This is a genomic window from Marinomonas hwangdonensis (assembly GCF_003721245.1).
GTDB lineage: Bacteria > Pseudomonadota > Gammaproteobacteria > Pseudomonadales > Marinomonadaceae > Marinomonas > Marinomonas hwangdonensis.
The window spans coordinates 85029-104246 of sequence record NZ_RIZG01000006.1 but is presented as its reverse complement, the minus strand read 5'-3'; the positions used below and the strand labels follow the sequence as shown (position 1 = coordinate 104246).

Here is a 19218-nt window from a genome sequence, read left to right as displayed (position 1 = left end):
AAGAAAGAATGTCTCACCAATCAGAATTGATCAGCCAAGACATACTTGGTTATCTGAAACAGCACGAAGAAAAAGACTTATTGCGTCTTCTTACTTGCGGAAACGTTGACGATGGAAAAAGTACGTTAATCGGACGTTTGCTCCATGATTCTAAGTTAATTTATGAAGACCATCTTGATGCGGTCAAGCGTGACAGTAAAAAATCCGGTACTCAAGGTGAGGAAGTGGATCTCGCCTTGTTGGTTGATGGCCTTCAAGCAGAGCGTGAGCAGGGCATTACCATTGATGTGGCTTATCGATACTTTTCAACAGAAAAGCGCAAGTTCATTATTGCAGATACACCGGGGCATGAGCAGTACACTCGCAACATGGCAACAGGTGCGTCCACCTGCGACCTCGCTATCATACTGATCGATGCGCGTTATGGTGTGCAAACGCAAACACGTCGCCACAGTTACATTACGTCATTGCTCGGCATTAAACACTTGGTGGTTGCTGTCAATAAGATGGATTTAGTGGGCTTTTCAGAAGAAACGTTTGAGCAAATTAAGACCGATTATCTGGCGTTCGTTGATCAGCTTGGCGATCGTAAACCAGAAGATATTCAGTTTGTGCCTATGTCTGCGCTACGTGGAGACAACGTGGTAAATGCGTCTGAAAGCACGCCTTGGTATCAAGGTGGCCCGCTAATGTCAATTTTGGAAACGGTGCAAATTAACCGCGATGTGAAACGGGATTCTTTCCGCTTCCCAGTTCAGTATGTTAACCGTCCTAACTTAGATTTCCGTGGTTTCTCAGGAACCATCGCCGCTGGCGCGGTTAAACCGGGCGATAAAGTGGTAGCTTTGCCTTCAGGTAAAACGTCGACTGTTGAAAGGATTGTGACCTTTGATGGCGATTTAGATACAGCAAAAGCAGGTCAGGCAGTCACGATTACGCTTGAAGATGAGATCGATATCAGTCGCGGTGATATGCTGTCGCACATTGGTCAAGAGCCTCTTATTGCAACAACGCTTCGTTCTTCAATTGTTTGGATGGCTGATCACCCATTAGTACCGGGCAAGTTGTATGACTTTAAGCTTGGAACACAAACGGTTCCTGGTAAAGTTCATCACTTCAATCATCGTGTTGATGTCAATACACTTGAAGTCAGTAAGATAGAGGCATTGGAATTGAACGGGATCGGCGATGCAGTCATTCAGTTTGATGCACCTGTTGCATTTGATGAATACACGGATAGCCGTTTCACTGGTGCTTTGATTATTATTGACCGCTTAACTAACGTAACAGTTGGTGCAGGCATGGTTGAAGAGGCTGTTGCTGAGCTAGATCAAGACACTGTAGTTAGTGCGGAAGATCGTGCCGCACGTCTCGGTCAAAAACCTGCAGTTATCGCCTTGGCAGCTAGCGTGTTGAAGCAAAGTGATGCGCTTGAACGCCTGTTGTTACGCCAAGGTATTGTTGCTTTGGTAAAAGCGGATGCGACAGCGCAAGAATCGGCGCTAATTCGTCAGACAGGTGTTGCCTTTTTGGTGGCTGACTCGGCGATAGCGGATTCTCAGATCACCGAATCCGCACTAGATGACGTTGTGGATTTAATTGTTGAAAGTGTTCAGCTATAACGAAAGAAATGCAACAAAGCCAGCTCTAAGGGCTGGCTTTGTTATTGTTGAAATAAAGGTTTTATTACACTGTTTCTTCTAAATCAACACGCTTCACTTCTTTATGCTGATCTTCACTATTGCCTAATTTCCAGTAGCTAGAAATATAGAAATTTTCTTTTTCAATATTTCTGTCATTCTTAAAAAATGAACGTAGAATTTTCATGCTGCTAAATTCGCAAGCCACCCAAACAGAAACACTACCTTGATGCCATGATAGTGACTGAATTTGATCCAATAGTAAGTTGGCGTTTTCGCCAGGGTGGGGGTTAATTACCCATTTAAGCTCAATGCCGGTAGGGTGCTTTAAAGGCTGAATGTCATCCTCTGAAATCACTTCAAGTACAGCATACCCTTTTGAGTCTTGTGAAAGCTTTGTTAAATTGACGCTGATTGCTGGCAAGGCCGTCATATCACCCACTAGTATTTTCCAGTCAGTTGACTCTTCAATGAATTTTTTGGGGCCAGGGCCTCCAACAAGAATTGTGTCGTTAGGTTGAGTGTTTTTTGCCCATGTTGATGCTGGTCCACCATCTTCATGCAAGACAAAATCAATATCTATTTCATTAGCTCGTTGATGTCGAATAGTATAAGTACGTAATAGGGGCTTTTGATCCTTTCTTGGGAAAATAAGTTTAACATAGCCGCTTTCCTGATCTTCAGGAATGGTATGAATATTGTCCCCCCCTAAGGTGACTCGCAACATATTAGGGGTAACATGGAATTTATTAATAACCGTTAACTCTCGTGGTTGTGGTCTGCTCATAACGGGCTCCTTAATTTTGTTTGTCACATGATGGAGACTGGTCAAGGTTATTTACCATAATCTCTGAAATATGTATGAAATCTTCTATTTGTTGCGCGGTTAAATATTTAGTCATTTTTTCGACTGCTAATTGATCTAACATCATAAGCTTTTCGAGTAATTCGCTGCCTATTTGTGTCAGACTTAATAACTGGCTGCGATGATTGTCTGGACAGCGGACCTTTATCACATAACCGGCACCGACTAACTCCTTAAGAACGCGAGTAATTTGAGATTTATCAAGTGAAAGCCTCTCCGAGATGTCTTTTGCGCTGCAGTTTTTAATGTTTTTGATGCACTTTAGTGATCGTATATGGCTTACGGGAATTGCGATACCTGATGCTGATGCCGCCTCACGTATTTGGTGGCGATAGTTGTGCATCAGTTTGTGAAGCGACTCGCCAATTTTTTCCTTCATACGCTCCTGCTTTTAAATTTCAAATTTTGAGAATGATTATCAATATAGTTAATTTAGTTGATATTGTCAACTGACTTTGTGGTAAAAATACTAGCCAAAGTGAGGGAGGGTGTTTTTCTTATAGAAGTTATATAATTACAATGCTTGGGTTAGGATTAAGTAGATAGAGTGATATGAATAAGCACGATGTATATGAAGCGGTCACCGCTGCATTGTTAAGTCGCTATGAAACAGCGAAATGGGCCGCAAAACAAGCTCATGATGCCGCAACAGATGAAGAGAGTGTGGCGGAAAACAAGTACGATACATTTGGGTTAGAAGCATCATATTTGGCTCATGGTCAGTCGAAACGTGTGTTGGAGTGCGAGAATGAGTGGCATTGTTTTAATAAAAAGTCTCCCATACTCTTTTCTGAAGGCAATGCCGTTGAACTTTGGGGGTTGGTTTCTTTGGTAAGAGCGAATTCAAAGAGCGCGGCTGAAAAACATTTCTTTATCTCTCCTTGTGCCGGTGGGCTCTCTGTCGAGATGACGAACCAAACGGTTTATCTTGTTACCCCATCCAGTCCGGTGGGTAGGACCTTAATTAGTAAATATGTAGGAGATGAAGTTGAATTGCTTCAGAATGGTCAAGTGATGCGCTATGAAATTCTAAATTTAGTGTGATAAACACATTTTGAGTCTGTTCGGGTTCTAATAAACCTGCTACTGCTGCTTAAAAATTCTCTCTAGCTCTAAAATTTGACTCAGACCCTAGAGAGTCAGACCCTGTTCGCATATAATGCTTTGCCTTAAAATATTCAGTTTGGCTGTTTGATCTTCAATAATCCGAGATTTATGGATGATCAAACAGAAAACACTCTAAGAACACATCACTCTCTTACTGAGACAGTAATAGGAAAGAAATTATGCGCAGCCATTATTGCGGCGAATTAAATGCTTCTAACATTTCACAAGAAATCACGCTTTGCGGTTGGGTTCATCGTCGCCGCGACCACGGTGGGGTTATTTTTCTAGATATTCGTGACCGGGAAGGAGTTACACAAGTTGTTTTCGATCCAGACCGTGCAGAAAGCTTCGCATTGGCTGATAGCGTTCGTAATGAATACGTAGTAAAGCTAACGGGCTTAGTGCGCGCTCGTCCTGAGGGAACCACTAACCCAAATATGCGTACGGGTGAAATCGAAGTCTTGGGCACGCATCTTGAGATATTAAATGCGGCGCAAACACCCCCATTTCAGTTAGATGAACACCAATCAGTTGGTGAAGATGTACGTTTAAAAAATCGTTTTATCGATTTGCGCCGTCCTGAAATTCAGCAAAAAATGCGTTTTCGTTCGAAGGTTACCTCTGTCCTACGTCGTTACTTGGACGGAAATGGCTTCTTAGACATTGAAACACCTATCTTGACCCGTGCAACACCGGAAGGGGCGCGTGATTATTTAGTGCCTAGCCGAACGCATCAAGGCAGTTTTTTTGCATTGCCTCAGTCGCCACAACTCTTTAAACAATTACTGATGGTTTCAGGCTTCGACCGTTACTATCAGATTGCTAAATGTTTCCGCGATGAAGATTTACGAGCTGACCGTCAGCCAGAATTTACTCAAATCGACATTGAAACGTCTTTCATGGGTGAGAAAGACATCATGGCGATGACTGAAGACATGATCGTTAGCTTGTTTAAAGAGTTGATGAACGTTGACTTAGGGGCTTTTCCACGCATGCCTTATTCAGAAGCCATGGAAACGTACGGTAGCGACAAGCCTGATCTTCGTATTCCGTTGACCATAGTGACTGTGTCTGATCTTATGGCTAACGTCGACTTTAAGGTTTTCTCAGGCCCAGCGACGGACCCTAAAGGCCGTGTTGCAGCATTGAAAGTGCCAAGTGGAAATGCATTAACTCGTAAACAGATTGATGATTACACTAAGTTTGTTAGCATCTACGGAGCGAAAGGACTGGCTTACATCAAGGTTAACGACAAGTCTAACCTAGAAGAAGGTTTGCAATCGCCGATCGTTAAATTCTTGCCTGTCGAGGTGCGTGCTGCCTTACTAGATCGCCTTGATGCACAAGATGGTGACTTGATTTTCTTTGGTGCGGACTCGGCAAAAGTAGTTAACGAAGCGCTAGGTGCGTTGCGTTGCAAACTGGGTGACGACTTAAATCTTTACACATGCAAGTGGGCGCCACTCTGGGTAGTAGATTTCCCTATGTTTGAAGAAACCAGTGATGGCGGAATTACAGCTATTCACCACCCATTTACAGCTCCTTCTTGTTCGCCTGAAGATCTTAAAGCTAACCCATTGACGGCGCTGTCACAAGCCTATGACATGGTGCTGAACGGCACAGAGCTTGGTGGTGGATCGATTCGTATTCATCAGTCCTCAATGCAAGAGACGGTTTTTGAGTTGCTTAATATTAGTAAAGAAGAGCAGCAAGAAAAATTTGGCTTCTTGTTGGATGCTTTAAAATTTGGTGCGCCACCACATGGCGGCTTGGCGTTTGGTCTAGATCGTCTAGTGATGTTGATGACAGGCTCAAGCTCGATTCGCGACGTGATTGCCTTCCCTAAAACACAAAGTGCAACTTGTCTATTGACTCAAGCGCCGGGTGAAGTCAGCGAAAAGCAACTGAAAGAGCTGAATATTCGTGTCAGAAAACCCGTGGTAGAGTCTTAATGTCCTTTTAAGGTCTCGTGAACGCCAGTTTATTGAAAGTAAAATGTAAAAGGTCGCTGAATAGCGACCTTTTTTTATCTTGCAGCATTGCATACTGTGTAAAGGGCTGTTGAAATATACAGTGATTATAAAAGGTTTGTAAAAACATGCTTTCCACCAGAATTTTAGCCATAGACCCGGGTTCACGTGTTACCGGATTTGGTGTTGTTGATGTTTTGAACGGCAAGACAACTTACGTCACGAGTGGCTGTATTCGTCTGCCCGATGAAGAGCTATCTGTACGATTGAAACATATCTTTAATCATGTAAGCGATTTGCTTAAAGAATACCAGCCAGATGAGTTTGTGATTGAAGAGGTCTTCTTAGCCAAAAACGCCAATTCTGCATTAAAACTTGGTCAGGCAAGAGGCGCTGCTATAGTCGCTGCCTCACTTCAAGAGTTAGTTGTCCATGAGTATGCGGCAAGGCGAGTGAAGCAATCTGTCGTTGGGAATGGAAACGCAGACAAAACTCAAGTTCAAATGATGGTGCAGTTACTATTGGGGTTATCCTCTAAGCCTCAAGCTGACGCGGCTGATGCGTTAGCCATTGCATTGTGTCACGCAAACACACGTACCTCAGGTGGATTAGAATATGGCACTGGGAAACGTGCCGGACGTTCATCTAAACGTTGGACTGAACAAGATGTAAGGAAAGCCTTGTGATTGGACGTATAGTTGGCACATTAATTGAGAAAACGCCACCCGAACTTTTAATCGATGTGAATGGCATAGGTTATGAAATAAGTTCGCCTATGGGCACCATATATGATTTGCCCCCAATCGGTGAAAGGGTCGTTTTATATACTCATCTGATGATTAAAGAAGATGCCCATTCTCTTTATGGTTTTATTGATAAAAATGAAAGAGCGCTATTTAGAGTGCTGATAAAAGTGAATGGTATTGGGCCTAAAATGGCATTGGCTATCTTGTCGAGCATGTCCTCGGAAGAACTGATTACTAATGTTCAAGAGTCTGATATTGATGCGCTTACTCGTATTCCAGGTGTGGGGAAAAAAACCGCCGAGCGTTTAGTCATTGAGCTTAGAGATAAGCTTGGTCAGGCAGCCAAGACGGATTTATTTTCTGCCCCAGTATTGCTTCGTCAAGTTCAGGCTGACCCAAGGCAAGAGGCTGAAGCTGCTCTTATTTCTTTGGGGTACAAGCCACAAGAAGCGGCCAAAGCGGTTGCTGGTGTACCTGCAGATGCCGCCAGCAGTGAAGAGGTCATTAGGTCAGCTCTAAAAGGTATGCTAAGGAAATAGAATGATTGAGCAGGACCGAATTGTATCAAGTGAATTAAAGGGCAACGACCGACAAGTCGACAGGGCAATTCGTCCTCAAGCACTGGCTGAATACATTGGTCAGCCTGTGGTGAAAGAGCAAATGGAGATTTTTATTCAAGCCGCTCTTCAGCGCAATGAGCCACTAGATCATACGCTGATATTTGGCCCACCTGGATTGGGTAAAACCACACTAGCGCATATTATTGGCAATGAAATGGGAGCTGATGTTAAGACAACGTCTGGACCTGTACTTGAAAGAGCAGGAGATTTAGCGGCTCTACTGACAAACCTAAATGAAGGCGACATCTTGTTTATTGATGAGATACACAGGTTGAGTCCGGCAATTGAGGAGGTCTTATATCCAGCGATGGAAGATTATCAGCTCGACATTATGATTGGCGAAGGACCAGCCGCTCGATCAATAAAAATTGAACTCCCGCCGTTTACGCTTGTCGGAGCAACAACCCGTGCAGGATTATTAACTTCGCCTTTACGCGATCGGTTTGGCATAGTGCAGCGGTTGGAGTTCTATGACGTTGCTTCACTGACAACTATTGTTGCTCGTTCGGCGGGCAAAATGGGCATGGAGCTTGATCAGTCTGGCTGTTTTGAAGTGGCGAGAAGGTCACGAGGGACACCGAGGATAGCCAATCGTTTACTGCGGCGAGTAAGAGATGTCGCTCAAGTGAGTGGTGAAACCCTTGTTGGGCAAGCGATCGCGGCGAGAGCGCTGGATATGTTAAGTGTAGACAGTCAAGGTTTTGATCATTTAGATAGACGTATGTTATTGACTATGATAGAAAAGTTTGACGGAAGGCCAGTGGGTCTTGATAGTGTATCTGCCGCTCTGGGTGAAGATAAAGACACAATTGAAGATGTAATTGAACCTTTTTTGATTCAACAGGGCTTCATAATTCGTACGCCACGAGGCAGGCAAGTAACAAAGCGAGCCTATGAGCATTTTAATTACCAACTACCTTCAGATCTAAAATAGAGGTTACTAATGTCAATTTGGGGACTTATCGCCAGTGCTAGTATTGTGGTTCAGCTTGTTATGCTAACCCTAGTTGCGGCTTCCGTTTTATCATGGATTGTTATATTTCAAAGAATTCGTGTTCTTAAAAAAGCTAAAAAAGTACGAGCAGATTTTGAAGAGAGTTTTTGGTCAAGTGGTGTTGATTTGGGTAATCTGTACCGCAAACTCACTTTAGAAGGTAGAAAAGTGGAAGGGATGGAAAGCATCTTTGCTGCCGGTATCAGAGAGTTCACCCGCTTAAGGCAGAGCCATAACGTCGAACCTGACGCCATCATGGATGGTGTTCAAAGAGCGATGCGCGTCGCTTTATATCGTGAAGAAGAAAAACTCGACCAGCACCTCCCTTTTTTGGCAACAGTAGGATCAACCAGTCCATATATTGGTTTGTTTGGTACTGTTTGGGGAATAATGAATTCATTTATAGGTTTGGCCGAAGTTCAGCAAGCCACTTTAGCCGCAGTAGCGCCTGGTATTGCAGAGGCACTCATTGCTACGGCAATTGGTCTCGCTGCAGCAATTCCTGCCGTTATCGCATATAACCGTTTTTCTACCTCTGCAGAATCCCTCGCATCAAGTTACGAAAACTTTTCCGACGAATTTATCAGCATTTTGCATCGTAAAGTACACGTTAGAGAGGGAGGCGCTGCGTAGTGGCTCGTTTGAGGAGAAGAAATAAACGTCGTCCAATGGCAGAAATCAATGTGGTGCCTTACATCGATGTTATGCTGGTATTGTTGGTGATATTTATGGTTACTGCGCCTATGCTAACGCAAGGGGTAGATGTAGAGCTTCCCAGTGCCAATGCTGCGCCGATACAAAACGATGATCAAGATGTTTTAATCGCATCTATTGATGCAAAGGGACAGTATTATCTTGATGTTGGGGGTAAGCAAGAACCTATCGCTCTTTCTCAAATACAAGATAGGGTAAGAAAGGTTTTGAATCAAAGCCCTGGAATGTCAGTGTTAGTTCGAAGCGATAAAAGCGTATCTTATGGTGATGTGATTGGTTTGATGGTGACATTGCAAGCTGCTGGCGTTCCTAATGTGGGGTTAGTCACGGAGCCGGACTCAAATCGATGAAATGGTTACGAACAGAGAGTTATCACATACCAACCATACTTGCTATTAGCCTTCATCTAGGAATAGTCATTGTAGGCTTGGTCGTTGCCGACTTTAGTAGCAGTGAGCCACCTGAACCCAAAAGACCACCTATTGTTAATGCTACTGTAGTAGATGTGTCTGAGACAATCATCGGTAAACGTGAAGCAGAACAAAGGGCGGCTGAACAAGCGGCTCTTGCAGAAGAAAGAAGAAGGCAAGCCCAGCAGAAAGCGGACAGTGAACGCAGAGCGTTGGAAGAGAGGCGCAATCAGCTTGCTCGAGAAAAACAAGCACAAGAAGCGGCAAAGCAAAAAGAGCTTGAGCGTCAAAGGCAAGCACAAAAACTTGAACAAGAGCGTGCAGCTAAGCAAGCAGAAGAAAAAAGACGCCTTGAGAAGCGGCTTGCCGAAAAACAGTTGGCGGAGAGACAGCTAGCAGAAAAGCAGCGTATTGAAGAGCAGGCACGAAAAGAGGCGGAAGCTAAACGTGCTCAAGAAGAACGTCAGCGCCAACAAGAAGAGCAGCGGCTAGAGCAAGAAAGACAGCGTCAAGCGGAAGCGGCAAAAATCGCTGAACAGAAAAGAGCAGAAGAAGCGGCTGCTCAAGCAGCAGCAGAAGAGAAAAAGAAAAAAGCAGCCGAAGAAGCTCAGATGGTGCAGTCAATCAGTAGTTTGATAAATAGTAGGGTGGCTGCTGTATGGAGCCGCCCCCCTAGCGCTCGTAATAATATGAGAACTCAGCTTCGCATTGATTTTCTACCGAATGGTGAAGTGTTAAATGTTCAAATAATGAAAGGCAGTGGCGATGCCTTGTTTGACGCAAGGGCTGTTGACGCTGTCTATAAAGTCAGACGAATAGAAGAGCTGGCGCAAGTTGATTCATATGTTTTTGAAAGAAACTTTCGCACAGTAGAACTAATATTTAATCCTCAAGACTTGAGAAACTAATGATGTTTAAAAAATGGTTTGGCGTTTTAATCGCTTCGATGTTGCTAGTGAGTACAGCGAAAGCTCAGCTTGTTATTGAAATCACCAGTGGTGCCGATCAATTATTACCAATAGCGATAGTCCCCTTTGGTTATAATGGTGTTGATGCTTTGCCTGAAGATGTTGCGCAAATTGTAGAAAATGACCTGTCGAGAAGTGGTTTATTTAAACCGGTACCACGTGCAAATATGCTAAGTATGCCTTCAACTGAAGCCGATGTTTTTTATCGTGATTGGCGCTTGTTGAAGAGTGACTACGTTGTGGTTGGGTCCGTACGAAAACTTGAAAATAATCAATATCGAATTGGTTTTGAATTGTTAAATGTTTTGACAGAAAAGGCGGTTCAGAAGCATAGCTCTATTGATGTCAGTGCGAGCAATTTTCGTGATGCTGCTCACTACATTAGCGATAAAGTTTATGAATTATTAACTGGAACGAAAGGTGCCTTTAGCACAAGAGTTTTATATGTAACGGCGGAAGGAGATAGAAAAGCCCCTCTGTTTAAGCTGCAAGTTGCGGATGCGGATGGTTTTAGACCTCAAGTTATTGTTGAATCCAGGGAGCCTATTTTGTCACCTTCTTGGAGTATGGATGGTCGAAATATTGCTTATGTTATGTTTCGAAATCGTCGTCCTAATATTTTTATACAAGAGCTTGCAACGGGTAAGAGACAGCAGATTGCTCAGTTTAGAGGTCTAAATGGAGCTCCTGCTTGGTCTCCTGATGGCAAAAAGTTAGCCTTAGTGTTGTCTAAAGATAATAATCCTGAAATATATACATTAGATATTGCGACACAAAAGCTAGAGCGAATGACGAATCATTATGCTATAGATACAGAGCCAAGCTGGGAGCCAGATGGCAAAGGTATTGTATTTACTTCCGATCGTGGTGGTAACCCTCAGATATATCGTTTAGATGTAAATACAAAACGTGTAGAGAGAGTGACATTCGAAGGTGAGTTGAATACGAGAGCAAGGATGACACCTGATGGGCGCTACCTTGTTACTGTTCAAAAGAACGATGGTAATTATCATGTCGCCTTACAGGATATGAAAACAGGTAGAGTGCAGACTCTTACTGAGACATACTTAGATGAATCGCCAAGCATTGCGCCTAACGGTAGCATGGTAATATATGCCACAACCTACAAAGGAAAGGGTATTTTAGCGGTAGTTTCCGTTGATGGACTGGTAAAATATAGGTTACCATCGGCAGAGGGTGATGTTCGTGAGCCTTCCTGGTCTCCGTACTTCAAATAAAGAAATTGAGGAGTTAATAATGAGTGTAAATAAATTAGGTAAACTGGCTGTAATTGGTTTTTCTACGGCTATTATTGCCGGTTGTAGCACTACAGCGACGGAAACCGATACATCTACCGTTGCTGAAGCCACAGATTCAAGTGTTCAATCTGAAGGCGCTGATGCATCAACAGATCAATCTTTTGGTGCTGGTCAAGAGGGTTCTTTAACGAGTGTTATTGTTGAGGATGAAGCTGTAGCTGAAGAAGTGATTGTTGACCCATTGGCTGGTGTTGAGACTGTATTTTACTTTGATTTCGACAAATCTATCGTACGCCCTGAATCTCGCGAAGCGCTAGCTAAACATGCTCAATTCTTGGTAAATAATCCAGATGCGCGTGTTGTTCTAGAAGGTCATGCTGATGAGCGTGGTACTCGCGAATACAATATGGCTCTTGGTGAGCGCCGCGCTAAAGCAATCAGCCGCTACCTTACTATCCAAGGCGTTGCTGCTTCTCAGATCGAAACAGTAAGCTTTGGTGAAGAAGTGCCTGTTGCGTTTGGAAGCAATAGTGATGCTTGGCAGTTAAACCGTCGTGTTGAAGTACGTTACGAATAATGATGTTAAAAAAAGTTAAATCTTATGCTATTGCTTCGGTGTTGCTAACAGCAACGCCTTTAGCATTCGCTGAGAGCCCTGTAGCAGGTTTGTCATCAAACGCTGCTGCAGAGCTGCTTTTTCAGCTAGAAACGCTTCAGCAGGAAGTTCAGAGCCTAAGAGGTCAGTTGGAAGAGCAAGGGCATGAGCTTAAGCTTATGAAGCAAAGTCAGAGAGACCGTTATATTGATCTTGATAAGCGAATATCTCTGATAATGTCTTCGGCATCAAAAGCAACTGTTGTTAGCTCGCCAGTTGTGCCATTGGCAGAGCAGCCCGCATCTGTAAACAGAGCCGCTCCTAGCAGTTCTCCTTCGGTATTGCGGAGCTCTCCTTTGGCTCCAGTGTCATTAGAAGCGCCTAGTGTAGAATCCAAGAAAGCATACGATGATGCTTATGATCTTATTCGACAGCGTAATTTTGAACAGGCGGAAAAAGCTTTATCTTTGTTTGTAGAGAATTTCCCAAAAGATACTCTGACGGGTAACGGCTATTATTGGTTGGGTGAAGTGAAGCTTGTCCAAAACAAGAGAGAAGAAGCTATTGTTGCGTTTACAACCGTGATAGAGCGCTTCCCTGGGCACAACAAAGAGCCTGACTCACTCTACAAGCTAGGTACAGTCAATGATCAATTGGCTGACACGGCCAAAGCCAAATCTTACCTGCAGGATGTTATCAGACGTTTTCCTGACAGCAAAGCCGCACAGCTAGCAGCGGGCTATTTGAGTAATATTAAATAGCTTGCATTTCTCGGCGGGCTCTGTATTATACTCAGCCCGTTGGGTCGTTAGCTCAGTTGGTAGAGCAGTTGACTTTTAATCAATTGGTCACTGGTTCGAATCCAGTACGACCCACCAACCTCTTGTTTTTATTTTTCTCCGTTTTTGGGTCGTTAGCTCAGTTGGTAGAGCAGTTGACTTTTAATCAATTGGTCACTGGTTCGAATCCAGTACGACCCACCAAAAACACGCACTCCGCTCCCAGTTTCTTAAGGGGTAATGATATGTCCAATCTTTTAAATAAAGCGGCTCTTCGTGAGACGGTTCAAAAACATTTGTTAAACGCAGAAAACAGCCTAACGACAAACGGTGTGGATGACTTAGAAATCCGTGCTGAAATCAAAGCGCTACTTAAAGAGAAAAACGCCGTTTTAGTTGCTCATTACTATACAGATGACGCGATACAAGAGCTGGCGGAAGAAACGGGTGGTGTTATTGCTGACTCGCTGGAAATGGCTCGATTTGGTGCGGCTCACGATGCTGAAACGCTTGTGGTGGCTGGGGTTAAATTTATGGGTGAGACAGCAAAAATCTTAAGCCCAGAAAAAACTGTACTTATGCCGACCCTCGAAGCAACCTGTTCCTTAGATATAGGCTGTCCAATAGAAGAATTTTCTGCGTTTTGTGATCAATACCCGGACAGAAAAGTTGTGGTGTATGCTAACACTTCAGCCGCTGTTAAAGCTCGCGCTGATTGGGTAGTGACGTCAAGCATAGCGCTGGATGTTGTTAATCATCTTATGGAGCAGGGTGAAAAAATACTCTGGGCACCTGATCAGCACTTGGGTGGCTATATTCAGAAAGAAACGGGCGCAGACATGATTCTCTGGGATGGTGCTTGTATCGTCCATGAGGAATTTAAAGCAAAAGGTATCCTTGATCTTAAAGCAGTATACCCTGACGCGGCTATATTAGTTCACCCTGAGTCACCTGAATCTGTTGTGGAAATTGCAGATGTCGTGGGTTCGACTTCGCAATTACTTAATGCTTCTAAAAGTATGGTGAACGATACCTTTATCGTCGCCACTGACCGAGGTATTTTTTACAAAATGAGGCAAGCTTCACCTAATAAGCGCTTCCTCGAAGCCCCAACAGCGGGCTCTGGTGCTAGCTGTCGAAGCTGCGCGCATTGCCCTTGGATGGCGCTCAATAGTCTAGAAATGTTGAGAAATGCTTTAAGAGATGGTTCTGGACAGATTTATGTTAATGAAGACATAAGACAGAAAGCCTTGAAGCCCCTAAAGAAAATGCTGACTTTTCAAGCTAAATCTTAAGATCTCTAATTGCCTAAGGATGGCTATTTGTTTAGCGTCCTTAGGTATTTCATTTCTAGGTCGGAATAAGCCAATTGTATCCTGTCGCATTCCAAACTCTTCTTGTTGTAGCTCACTCTTAGTTCTTGATGGTGCTTACTGGTAGCTAAGTTGGCTAACTTCTCTTTTAGTGTTGTTGTTGATTGTGACAGACGCTTGTTGAACGCTCTTTGCTTTTCTAAGTGTTTTGTATTTTCTTTCATTGATGTTTGAGCTAATTGCTTTTTAAGTTCCTCATTCGCTTCTTCGGCTATTTCTAGTTCTTGTGCCAACAACGTAACGCAGGTTTCTGACTCCAATAAAAGTCGCTCAAGGGTTTTGGCATCCTTATCTTGTTCCACTAAGTTTGTGGAGGTGTTTTTTTCTAATGCCGTGTCAAGACCTGCTCGAAGTGCGCCAAACGTTTCTTTTTTCGTTGCGGTGAGCGACTGTAGATTTCCAATAGCGGTTTCATTGCTTTGTGCCAATTGTTGCTCTAACTCCGCTAACTTCACATCTTTTAAGCTGATGTCTTGCTTGAGAGATTCAATTGAGAGGCTTGAGAGCTTGAGCTCTTCTTCAAGTTGAAAAATTAATGCGTGTGATTCGATCGAAATACGTTCAAGTTTGGTAATGGCAACTTGTTGGGCTTCTATTGAACTTTGAAAATAATTCTTCTTAGAGGCTCTTTTTATCTCACTTTTAAGTTGGTCAATTACCATTTTTTGTCTATTGGATAAGCCATTAAGCATAGAAATCTGCAAGTAGGAAGTCGCTTTAGATTGCCACTGATCCTGATCAGGATGATCCCAATTATAATCAAAGTTAGCGGTATTATCAGAGCTACTTTGCTGCTGGTTCTCCAACATTAAAATTTTCTTTTTTAACTCGTTAATTTCTAACTCTAGACGTTTTTCTTCATTTTGTTTGATTCCAAGCTGCCTAACCCGCTTTTGAGCTCGATCAATATTGTTTCGTATGTCGTCATTAAGCTCTTTTTGATGCTTTAGTAGAGACTCTTTTGAGATGAGCAGTTCTGCGGTTTGATAGAATTCAGCTTGCATTTCTGTTAAATTTTGACTCAGTTCATCTGGGTTAGTCGTTTGCAGCTTTGGGGCTGACAAAGCGTACAGCATGCTTGATAGAAATCGGCTTAAAATAGGTTGAGGTTGATCACTGACTTGATTGAGTAAAATGGCTCTTTCTGCTCTTAGTACCGTCCCCCAGATTTTAAATTTGTTAATGTCGTGCTTTTCAATATTGGCTTGCGTAATTGAATTGGCCGCAAACTGAATTTGTCCGTCTATATAGTGAACAAGCTTCTTGTAGGCGATGGAATCATCATCTGGGTTCGCTGCATTTATAATGTTGTTACTGTGAGTTTCATTGCTGTTTTTGATTGCAAGTTTCATTTTCAACGAACGTGAGAGCCAGTAAATGACGGCATTGATTATGAGTAAGAGCGTACTGAACTCTAATAACAACAAAACTAACCATTTTGGCATGACTCGCTCCCAAAATACGGAGTTGAAAAAGGAATAACTATTGCTATTCCACTATAGCAAAACTTAGTATCAATAGACGATTGTCGTGTATTTAATTGGATTAATATTTATGAACGCTGAATTTATAACCTTCATGCGCAACCGCAGATCTCAAACGAAGTTGGTTGCCCCTGCACCAAGTGAAGATGACTGGAAGGCCATTTTAAGTGCGGCCTGTCGGGCCGCTGATCATGGCAATCTTCAGCCTTGGCGTTATTGCATATATGAAGGAGAAGGGCGCAACGCATTAGGCGAAATTTATTGGCAACATGCTCTAGATGAAGTGCCTACGATGTCTTTGGACAAAAAGCCTGCCTTTACAAAGAAAGCTTTTCGTGCGCCTGCGATTTTATTAGTCTATGCCCATATTACAAAACATGCGAAAGTCCCTGCTGTTGAGCAAATAATGGCGGTTTCTGCAGCGGCTCAACAGGTATTGCTTGGTCTTAACGCCCTTGGCTATGGGGCTATATGGCGCAGTGGTCCAGCTTGTTATACCTCAAAAACAAAGACTTTATTGTCCTTGCAAGAATCCGATCAAATAGTGGGCCTTATTTATGCTGGAACGAACGAGCAAAACTTAGATTGTGATCAAACGGCAAAAGAAGTTAACCTAGAACCATTGCTACAATGGGTAAGAGATTAATTTTTAAGATTAATTTTATAAAATACCTTGCAATCTTTTACCGCGCTAACTATCATACGCGCACATTTTACGCAGAGCGTAATAAAAGTTTAGGTGAGCTGTCCGAGTGGCCGAAGGAGCACGCCTGGAAAGCGTGTATGTCGAAAGGCATCAAGAGTTCGAATCTCTTGCTCACCGCCAAAAAATAGAAAAGACGTCTTAGGGCGTCTTTTTTTTGGCTTCAAATTTGGTGATTTGTGCTTAATTTGACTAGTGTCAATATTCTGCTAAGATGACAACCTTAATTAATGCTGCATATAAGGATATGTACTTTGCGTCTTACGCCACCTTAAGTTCCCCTGCTTTTTTCGTCACATTTCCATGAGACAATATCCTTTACACTGTTGTCGATGATTTTCAACACGTGGGCATTTATGCGCCAATCTGTACTGCTTAGTTTGTAATTTTAATTTCTTAAACTGGATGATGCTAACGTTGCACGTCAATTGTGCTTGTGTTGGTGTGCTCATATATAGGTAACCTATGCTCGAAAAAATGAAAATGGAATGGTTCTCCAATATTCGTGGAGATATTTTGGCTGGTATTGTCGTGGCTTTGGCTCTAATTCCAGAAGCCATCGCGTTCTCTATTATTGCCGGCGTTGATCCAAAAGTGGGCTTGTACGCCTCTTTTTGTATCGCTGTCGTTATTGCTTTTGTTGGCGGGCGTCCAGGTATGATTTCGGCTGCTACTGGCGCCATGGCTTTGCTTATGGTGACTTTGGTAAAAGAGCATGGCTTGGAATATTTGTTAGCGGCGACCTTACTAACTGGTGTGATTCAAATTATTGCTGGCTACATAAAGTTAGGCAGTCTGATGCGGTTTGTCTCGCGTTCTGTGGTAACAGGGTTTGTAAATGCTTTGGCGATACTGATCTTTATGGCGCAATTACCAGAGCTAACCAATGTGACATGGCACGTTTACGCTATGACAGCAGCAGGCTTAGGCATTATTTATCTTTTTCCTTATCTGCCTGTGATTGGTAAAACCTTGCCTTCACCTTTGGTGTGTATCGTAGTGTTGACGGCCTTCGCCATGATAGCAGGAATAGATATTCGCACCGTTGGCGATATGGGTGAATTACCAGATACTTTGCCAATTTTTTTGTGGCCTGACGTGCCTTTAAACCTAGACACTCTGTTAATAATCTTACCTTATTCTATTGGCTTAGCTGTGGTTGGCTTATTAGAATCCATGATGACAGCGTCCATTGTCGATGACTTGACCGATACAAAAAGTGATCGTAACCGTGAATGCAAGGGACAAGGTATTGCTAATATAGGATCGGGTTTACTCGGTGGTATGGCGGGTTGTGCCATGATAGGTCAATCGATTATCAACGTAAAATCGGGTGGTAGAGGGCGCTTGTCCACCTTTATTGCAGGGACACTTCTTTTAATTATGGTGGTGTTTCTGGGCGAGTGGATAAAACAAATCCCCATGGCCGCATTGGTTGCGGTGATGATCATGGTGTCAATCGGTACTTTTTCTTGGAGCTCCATTACCAACCTTAAAAAACACCCGTTATCCACTAATATTGTTATGGTGACAACGGTTGTTATTGTTGTGTGGACTCATAATCTTGCATTGGGTGTATTCGTCGGAGTTTTGTTAGCTACCTTGTTCTTTGCCAATAAAATTGGCCGTTTTATGATCGTAAAAGCAGAACAAAGCGATGATCAGTCTGTGCGCACATACCGTGTAATTGGTCAGGTGTTTTTTGCATCCTCAGAAGCCTTTGTTGAATCCTTCGATTTTAAAGAAGCGGTTGATAAAGTGGTTATTGATTTAACGAATGCGCATTTTTGGGATATTACTTCCATTTCCTCGTTAGATAAGGTGGTCATTAAATTTCGTCGTGAAGGTGCTGAAGTAGAACTGGTGGGCATGAATGCGGCCACTGAAACCGTCGTGGATAAATTTGCAATGCACAATGATCCAAAAGAAGTTGAAAAGCTCATGGGCGGACACTAAGGAGTTAAACATGGAAAAAATAATAGCCTGTATCGATGGTTCAGCATTATCCAATGATGTTTGCCATGCAGGCGTTTGGGTGTCTAAGGCGCTGAGTAAACCACTAATGTTTTTACACACTATTGAAAGACAACAGCAACATGGGGCAGATGACCTAACAGGTGCGATTGGTTTAGGTGCGCGTTCCGCTTTATTGGCTGAAATGGCGTCACTAGATCAGCAACGTGGAAAAATAGCGTTGCAGTTAAGCAAGGGTATGCTCGAACATGTCACACAATTGGCGCATGATCAAGGTTGTGAGTCAGTTGTACAGAAACAGCGTCATGGTGACTTTGTTGAAGCTTTGATAGAGCTAGAAAAAGAAGCTCGCTTAATCGTCGTTGGACGTTCAGGAGAAGGGCATCAACAAGACTTTAAAGCGTTAGGTTCTCACATTGAGCACCTGATTCGCCAAGTCCACACACCAGTGCTTATTGCCACAAAAAATTTTGCAGCACCAACCAACTTTATGTTGGCCTATGATGGCCGCGCTACGGCTGATAAGGCGGTGGAACGTATTATTTCAGGTGGTTTATTGCATGGAATGACTTGTCATCTGGTGACCATTAAAAATAACGAGTCGGAAATTGAACAAAAGTTTCAACAAACAGCACAGCGTCTACGTGAACAAGGATTCGACGTGAAAGCGGAATTTATTGAAGGCGAGATCTTTGCCTCGTTAGACGATTATAAAATGCGTAACAATATAGAGTTGATGGTGATGGGCGCGTTTGGTCACTCTAAAATTCGTCAATTCTTTTTGGGTAGCAACACGCTGCGTACGATCGAAAGCAGCCAAATCCCATTGATTGTTTTAAGATAATCTTTCTGTTGAGGGCGAAACTGAACTAAGTCAGTTTCGTCCTTTATAGATGTATTATGAATGCAGTCAATTCATGTATCTAATCAATAAAATAAGTATCAGAGGGTGTGTTTTTACGTCATTTTACCCACACTATTTCCGATAAATGTTATTATCGGAAATAGTGGATAAGC

At 43.0% G+C, this 19218-nt stretch carries 19 protein-coding genes and 3 tRNA genes; 19 read left to right on the top strand and 3 right to left on the bottom strand.

Going from position 1 to position 19218, the window contains the following annotated elements; genetic code table 11:
- Nucleotides 1-8: 8 nt before the first annotated feature.
- Entirely contained in the window at nucleotides 9-1622 is a 1614-nt protein-coding gene (gene cysN, locus EBI00_RS11125) for a sulfate adenylyltransferase subunit CysN (protein ID WP_123096007.1), read from the top strand.
- 64 nt (nucleotides 1623-1686) lie between these two features.
- Here the strand turns inward: cysN and EBI00_RS11120 are convergent, their stop codons facing one another.
- Together EBI00_RS11120 and EBI00_RS11115 are read right to left on the bottom strand one after the other, a co-directional pair.
- Complete coding sequence (locus EBI00_RS11120) at nucleotides 1687-2427, bottom strand: siderophore-interacting protein (protein WP_123096006.1); 741 nt, start codon at nucleotides 2425-2427, stop codon at nucleotides 1687-1689.
- A gap of 10 nt (nucleotides 2428-2437) precedes the next feature.
- Nucleotides 2438-2884: a MarR family winged helix-turn-helix transcriptional regulator gene (locus EBI00_RS11115; RefSeq protein ID WP_123096005.1), complete on the bottom strand. Its 447-nt coding sequence runs from the start codon at nucleotides 2882-2884 to the stop codon at nucleotides 2438-2440.
- Between the two features lie 173 nt (nucleotides 2885-3057).
- Here EBI00_RS11115 and EBI00_RS11110 point away from each other — a divergent pair, with 173 nt between their 5' ends.
- The 14 genes from EBI00_RS11110 to nadA all read left to right on the top strand — a co-directional run bounded on the left by EBI00_RS11110 (nucleotide 3058) and on the right by nadA (nucleotide 13962).
- Nucleotides 3058-3549, top strand: coding sequence for a transcription elongation factor GreAB (locus EBI00_RS11110; RefSeq protein ID WP_123096004.1), 492 nt, complete (start codon nucleotides 3058-3060; stop codon nucleotides 3547-3549).
- A gap of 242 nt (nucleotides 3550-3791) precedes the next feature.
- Nucleotides 3792-5564 carry an aspartate--tRNA ligase gene (aspS, locus tag EBI00_RS11105; RefSeq protein WP_123096003.1) on the top strand — a complete coding sequence of 591 codons (1773 nt, stop codon included), beginning with the start codon at nucleotides 3792-3794 and terminating at the stop codon, nucleotides 5562-5564.
- Nucleotides 5565-5710: 146 nt separating this feature from the next.
- Nucleotides 5711-6268, top strand: a complete 558-nt coding sequence (ruvC, locus tag EBI00_RS11100) for a crossover junction endodeoxyribonuclease RuvC (RefSeq protein ID WP_123096002.1) — start codon at nucleotides 5711-5713, stop codon at nucleotides 6266-6268.
- Complete coding sequence (gene ruvA, locus EBI00_RS11095; protein WP_123096001.1) at nucleotides 6265-6867, top strand: Holliday junction branch migration protein RuvA; 603 nt, start codon at nucleotides 6265-6267, stop codon at nucleotides 6865-6867. Before ruvC ends, ruvA begins: the two co-directional genes overlap by 4 nt.
- A 1-nt stretch (nucleotide 6868) precedes the next feature.
- Nucleotides 6869-7882: a Holliday junction branch migration DNA helicase RuvB gene (ruvB, locus tag EBI00_RS11090; RefSeq protein ID WP_123096000.1), complete on the top strand. Its 1014-nt coding sequence runs from the start codon at nucleotides 6869-6871 to the stop codon at nucleotides 7880-7882.
- A 9-nt stretch (nucleotides 7883-7891) separates the two neighbouring features.
- Nucleotides 7892-8575, top strand: a complete 684-nt coding sequence (gene tolQ, locus EBI00_RS11085) for a protein TolQ (protein ID WP_123095999.1) — start codon at nucleotides 7892-7894, stop codon at nucleotides 8573-8575.
- Nucleotides 8575-9006 carry a protein TolR gene (gene tolR / locus EBI00_RS11080; protein ID WP_123095998.1) on the top strand — a complete coding sequence of 144 codons (432 nt, stop codon included), beginning with the start codon at nucleotides 8575-8577 and terminating at the stop codon, nucleotides 9004-9006. The genes tolQ and tolR overlap by 1 nt, the downstream gene beginning before the upstream one ends.
- On the top strand, nucleotides 9003-9974 hold the full coding sequence (tolA, locus tag EBI00_RS11075; protein WP_123095997.1) for a cell envelope integrity protein TolA: 972 nt from the start codon (nucleotides 9003-9005) through the stop codon (nucleotides 9972-9974). Before tolR ends, tolA begins: the two co-directional genes overlap by 4 nt.
- A complete protein-coding gene (tolB, locus tag EBI00_RS11070) occupies nucleotides 9974-11272 on the top strand; it encodes a Tol-Pal system beta propeller repeat protein TolB (protein ID WP_123095996.1) in 1299 nt (432 codons plus the stop codon). The genes tolA and tolB overlap by 1 nt, the downstream gene beginning before the upstream one ends.
- A gap of 19 nt (nucleotides 11273-11291) precedes the next feature.
- Nucleotides 11292-11870 (top strand): peptidoglycan-associated lipoprotein Pal, encoded by a 579-nt coding sequence (gene pal, locus EBI00_RS11065; RefSeq protein WP_123095995.1) that lies wholly within the window; start codon nucleotides 11292-11294, stop codon nucleotides 11868-11870.
- Complete coding sequence (ybgF, locus tag EBI00_RS11060; RefSeq protein WP_123095994.1) at nucleotides 11870-12649, top strand: tol-pal system protein YbgF; 780 nt, start codon at nucleotides 11870-11872, stop codon at nucleotides 12647-12649. The genes pal and ybgF overlap by 1 nt, the downstream gene beginning before the upstream one ends.
- 41 nt (nucleotides 12650-12690) lie before the next feature.
- Nucleotides 12691-12766: transfer RNA gene (locus tag EBI00_RS11055), tRNA-Lys, on the top strand.
- Nucleotides 12767-12795: 29 nt separating this feature from the next.
- Nucleotides 12796-12871: transfer RNA gene (locus EBI00_RS11050), tRNA-Lys, on the top strand.
- A gap of 41 nt (nucleotides 12872-12912) precedes the next feature.
- Complete coding sequence (gene nadA / locus EBI00_RS11045) at nucleotides 12913-13962, top strand: quinolinate synthase NadA (protein WP_123095993.1); 1050 nt, start codon at nucleotides 12913-12915, stop codon at nucleotides 13960-13962.
- Between the two features lie 23 nt (nucleotides 13963-13985).
- Here nadA and EBI00_RS11040 read toward each other — a convergent pair whose 3' ends face one another.
- A complete protein-coding gene (locus tag EBI00_RS11040; RefSeq protein ID WP_123095992.1) occupies nucleotides 13986-15485 on the bottom strand; it encodes a coiled-coil domain-containing protein in 1500 nt (499 codons plus the stop codon).
- A 109-nt stretch (nucleotides 15486-15594) separates the two neighbouring features.
- Here EBI00_RS11040 and EBI00_RS11035 point away from each other — a divergent pair, with 109 nt between their 5' ends.
- From EBI00_RS11035 to EBI00_RS11020, 4 genes are all read left to right on the top strand, one after another.
- Nucleotides 15595-16170 carry a nitroreductase family protein gene (locus EBI00_RS11035; protein WP_123095991.1) on the top strand — a complete coding sequence of 192 codons (576 nt, stop codon included), beginning with the start codon at nucleotides 15595-15597 and terminating at the stop codon, nucleotides 16168-16170.
- Nucleotides 16171-16262: 92 nt separating this feature from the next.
- A tRNA-Ser gene (locus tag EBI00_RS11030) sits at nucleotides 16263-16350 on the top strand.
- Nucleotides 16351-16692: 342 nt separating this feature from the next.
- Nucleotides 16693-18183, top strand: coding sequence for a SulP family inorganic anion transporter (locus EBI00_RS11025; protein ID WP_123095990.1), 1491 nt, complete (start codon nucleotides 16693-16695; stop codon nucleotides 18181-18183).
- Between the two features lie 10 nt (nucleotides 18184-18193).
- Entirely contained in the window at nucleotides 18194-19045 is an 852-nt protein-coding gene (locus tag EBI00_RS11020) for a universal stress protein (RefSeq protein ID WP_123095989.1), read from the top strand.
- The last annotated feature ends 173 nt before the right edge of the window (nucleotides 19046-19218 follow it).

Excerpts from the sequence above, each read along its gene's own strand:
- cysN (WP_123096007.1), top strand. The coding sequence starts at position 9 with ATGTCTCACCAATCAGAATTGATCAGCCAAGACATACTTGGTTATCTG.
- EBI00_RS11120 (WP_123096006.1), bottom strand. The coding sequence starts at position 2,427 with ATGAGCAGACCACAACCACGAGAGTTAACGGTTATTAATAAATTCCAT.
- EBI00_RS11115 (WP_123096005.1), bottom strand. The coding sequence starts at position 2,884 with ATGAAGGAAAAAATTGGCGAGTCGCTTCACAAACTGATGCACAACTAT.
- EBI00_RS11110 (WP_123096004.1), top strand. The coding sequence starts at position 3,058 with ATGAATAAGCACGATGTATATGAAGCGGTCACCGCTGCATTGTTAAGT.
- aspS (WP_123096003.1), top strand. The coding sequence starts at position 3,792 with ATGCGCAGCCATTATTGCGGCGAATTAAATGCTTCTAACATTTCACAA.
- ruvC (WP_123096002.1), top strand. The coding sequence starts at position 5,711 with ATGCTTTCCACCAGAATTTTAGCCATAGACCCGGGTTCACGTGTTACC.
- ruvB (WP_123096000.1), top strand. The coding sequence starts at position 6,869 with ATGATTGAGCAGGACCGAATTGTATCAAGTGAATTAAAGGGCAACGAC.
- tolQ (WP_123095999.1), top strand. The coding sequence starts at position 7,892 with ATGTCAATTTGGGGACTTATCGCCAGTGCTAGTATTGTGGTTCAGCTT.
- tolA (WP_123095997.1), top strand. The coding sequence starts at position 9,003 with ATGAAATGGTTACGAACAGAGAGTTATCACATACCAACCATACTTGCT.
- tolB (WP_123095996.1), top strand. The coding sequence starts at position 9,974 with ATGATGTTTAAAAAATGGTTTGGCGTTTTAATCGCTTCGATGTTGCTA.
- pal (WP_123095995.1), top strand. The coding sequence starts at position 11,292 with ATGAGTGTAAATAAATTAGGTAAACTGGCTGTAATTGGTTTTTCTACG.
- ybgF (WP_123095994.1), top strand. The coding sequence starts at position 11,870 with ATGATGTTAAAAAAAGTTAAATCTTATGCTATTGCTTCGGTGTTGCTA.
- nadA (WP_123095993.1), top strand. The coding sequence starts at position 12,913 with ATGTCCAATCTTTTAAATAAAGCGGCTCTTCGTGAGACGGTTCAAAAA.
- EBI00_RS11040 (WP_123095992.1), bottom strand. The coding sequence starts at position 15,485 with ATGCCAAAATGGTTAGTTTTGTTGTTATTAGAGTTCAGTACGCTCTTA.
- EBI00_RS11035 (WP_123095991.1), top strand. The coding sequence starts at position 15,595 with ATGAACGCTGAATTTATAACCTTCATGCGCAACCGCAGATCTCAAACG.
- EBI00_RS11025 (WP_123095990.1), top strand. The coding sequence starts at position 16,693 with ATGCTCGAAAAAATGAAAATGGAATGGTTCTCCAATATTCGTGGAGAT.
- EBI00_RS11020 (WP_123095989.1), top strand. The coding sequence starts at position 18,194 with ATGGAAAAAATAATAGCCTGTATCGATGGTTCAGCATTATCCAATGAT.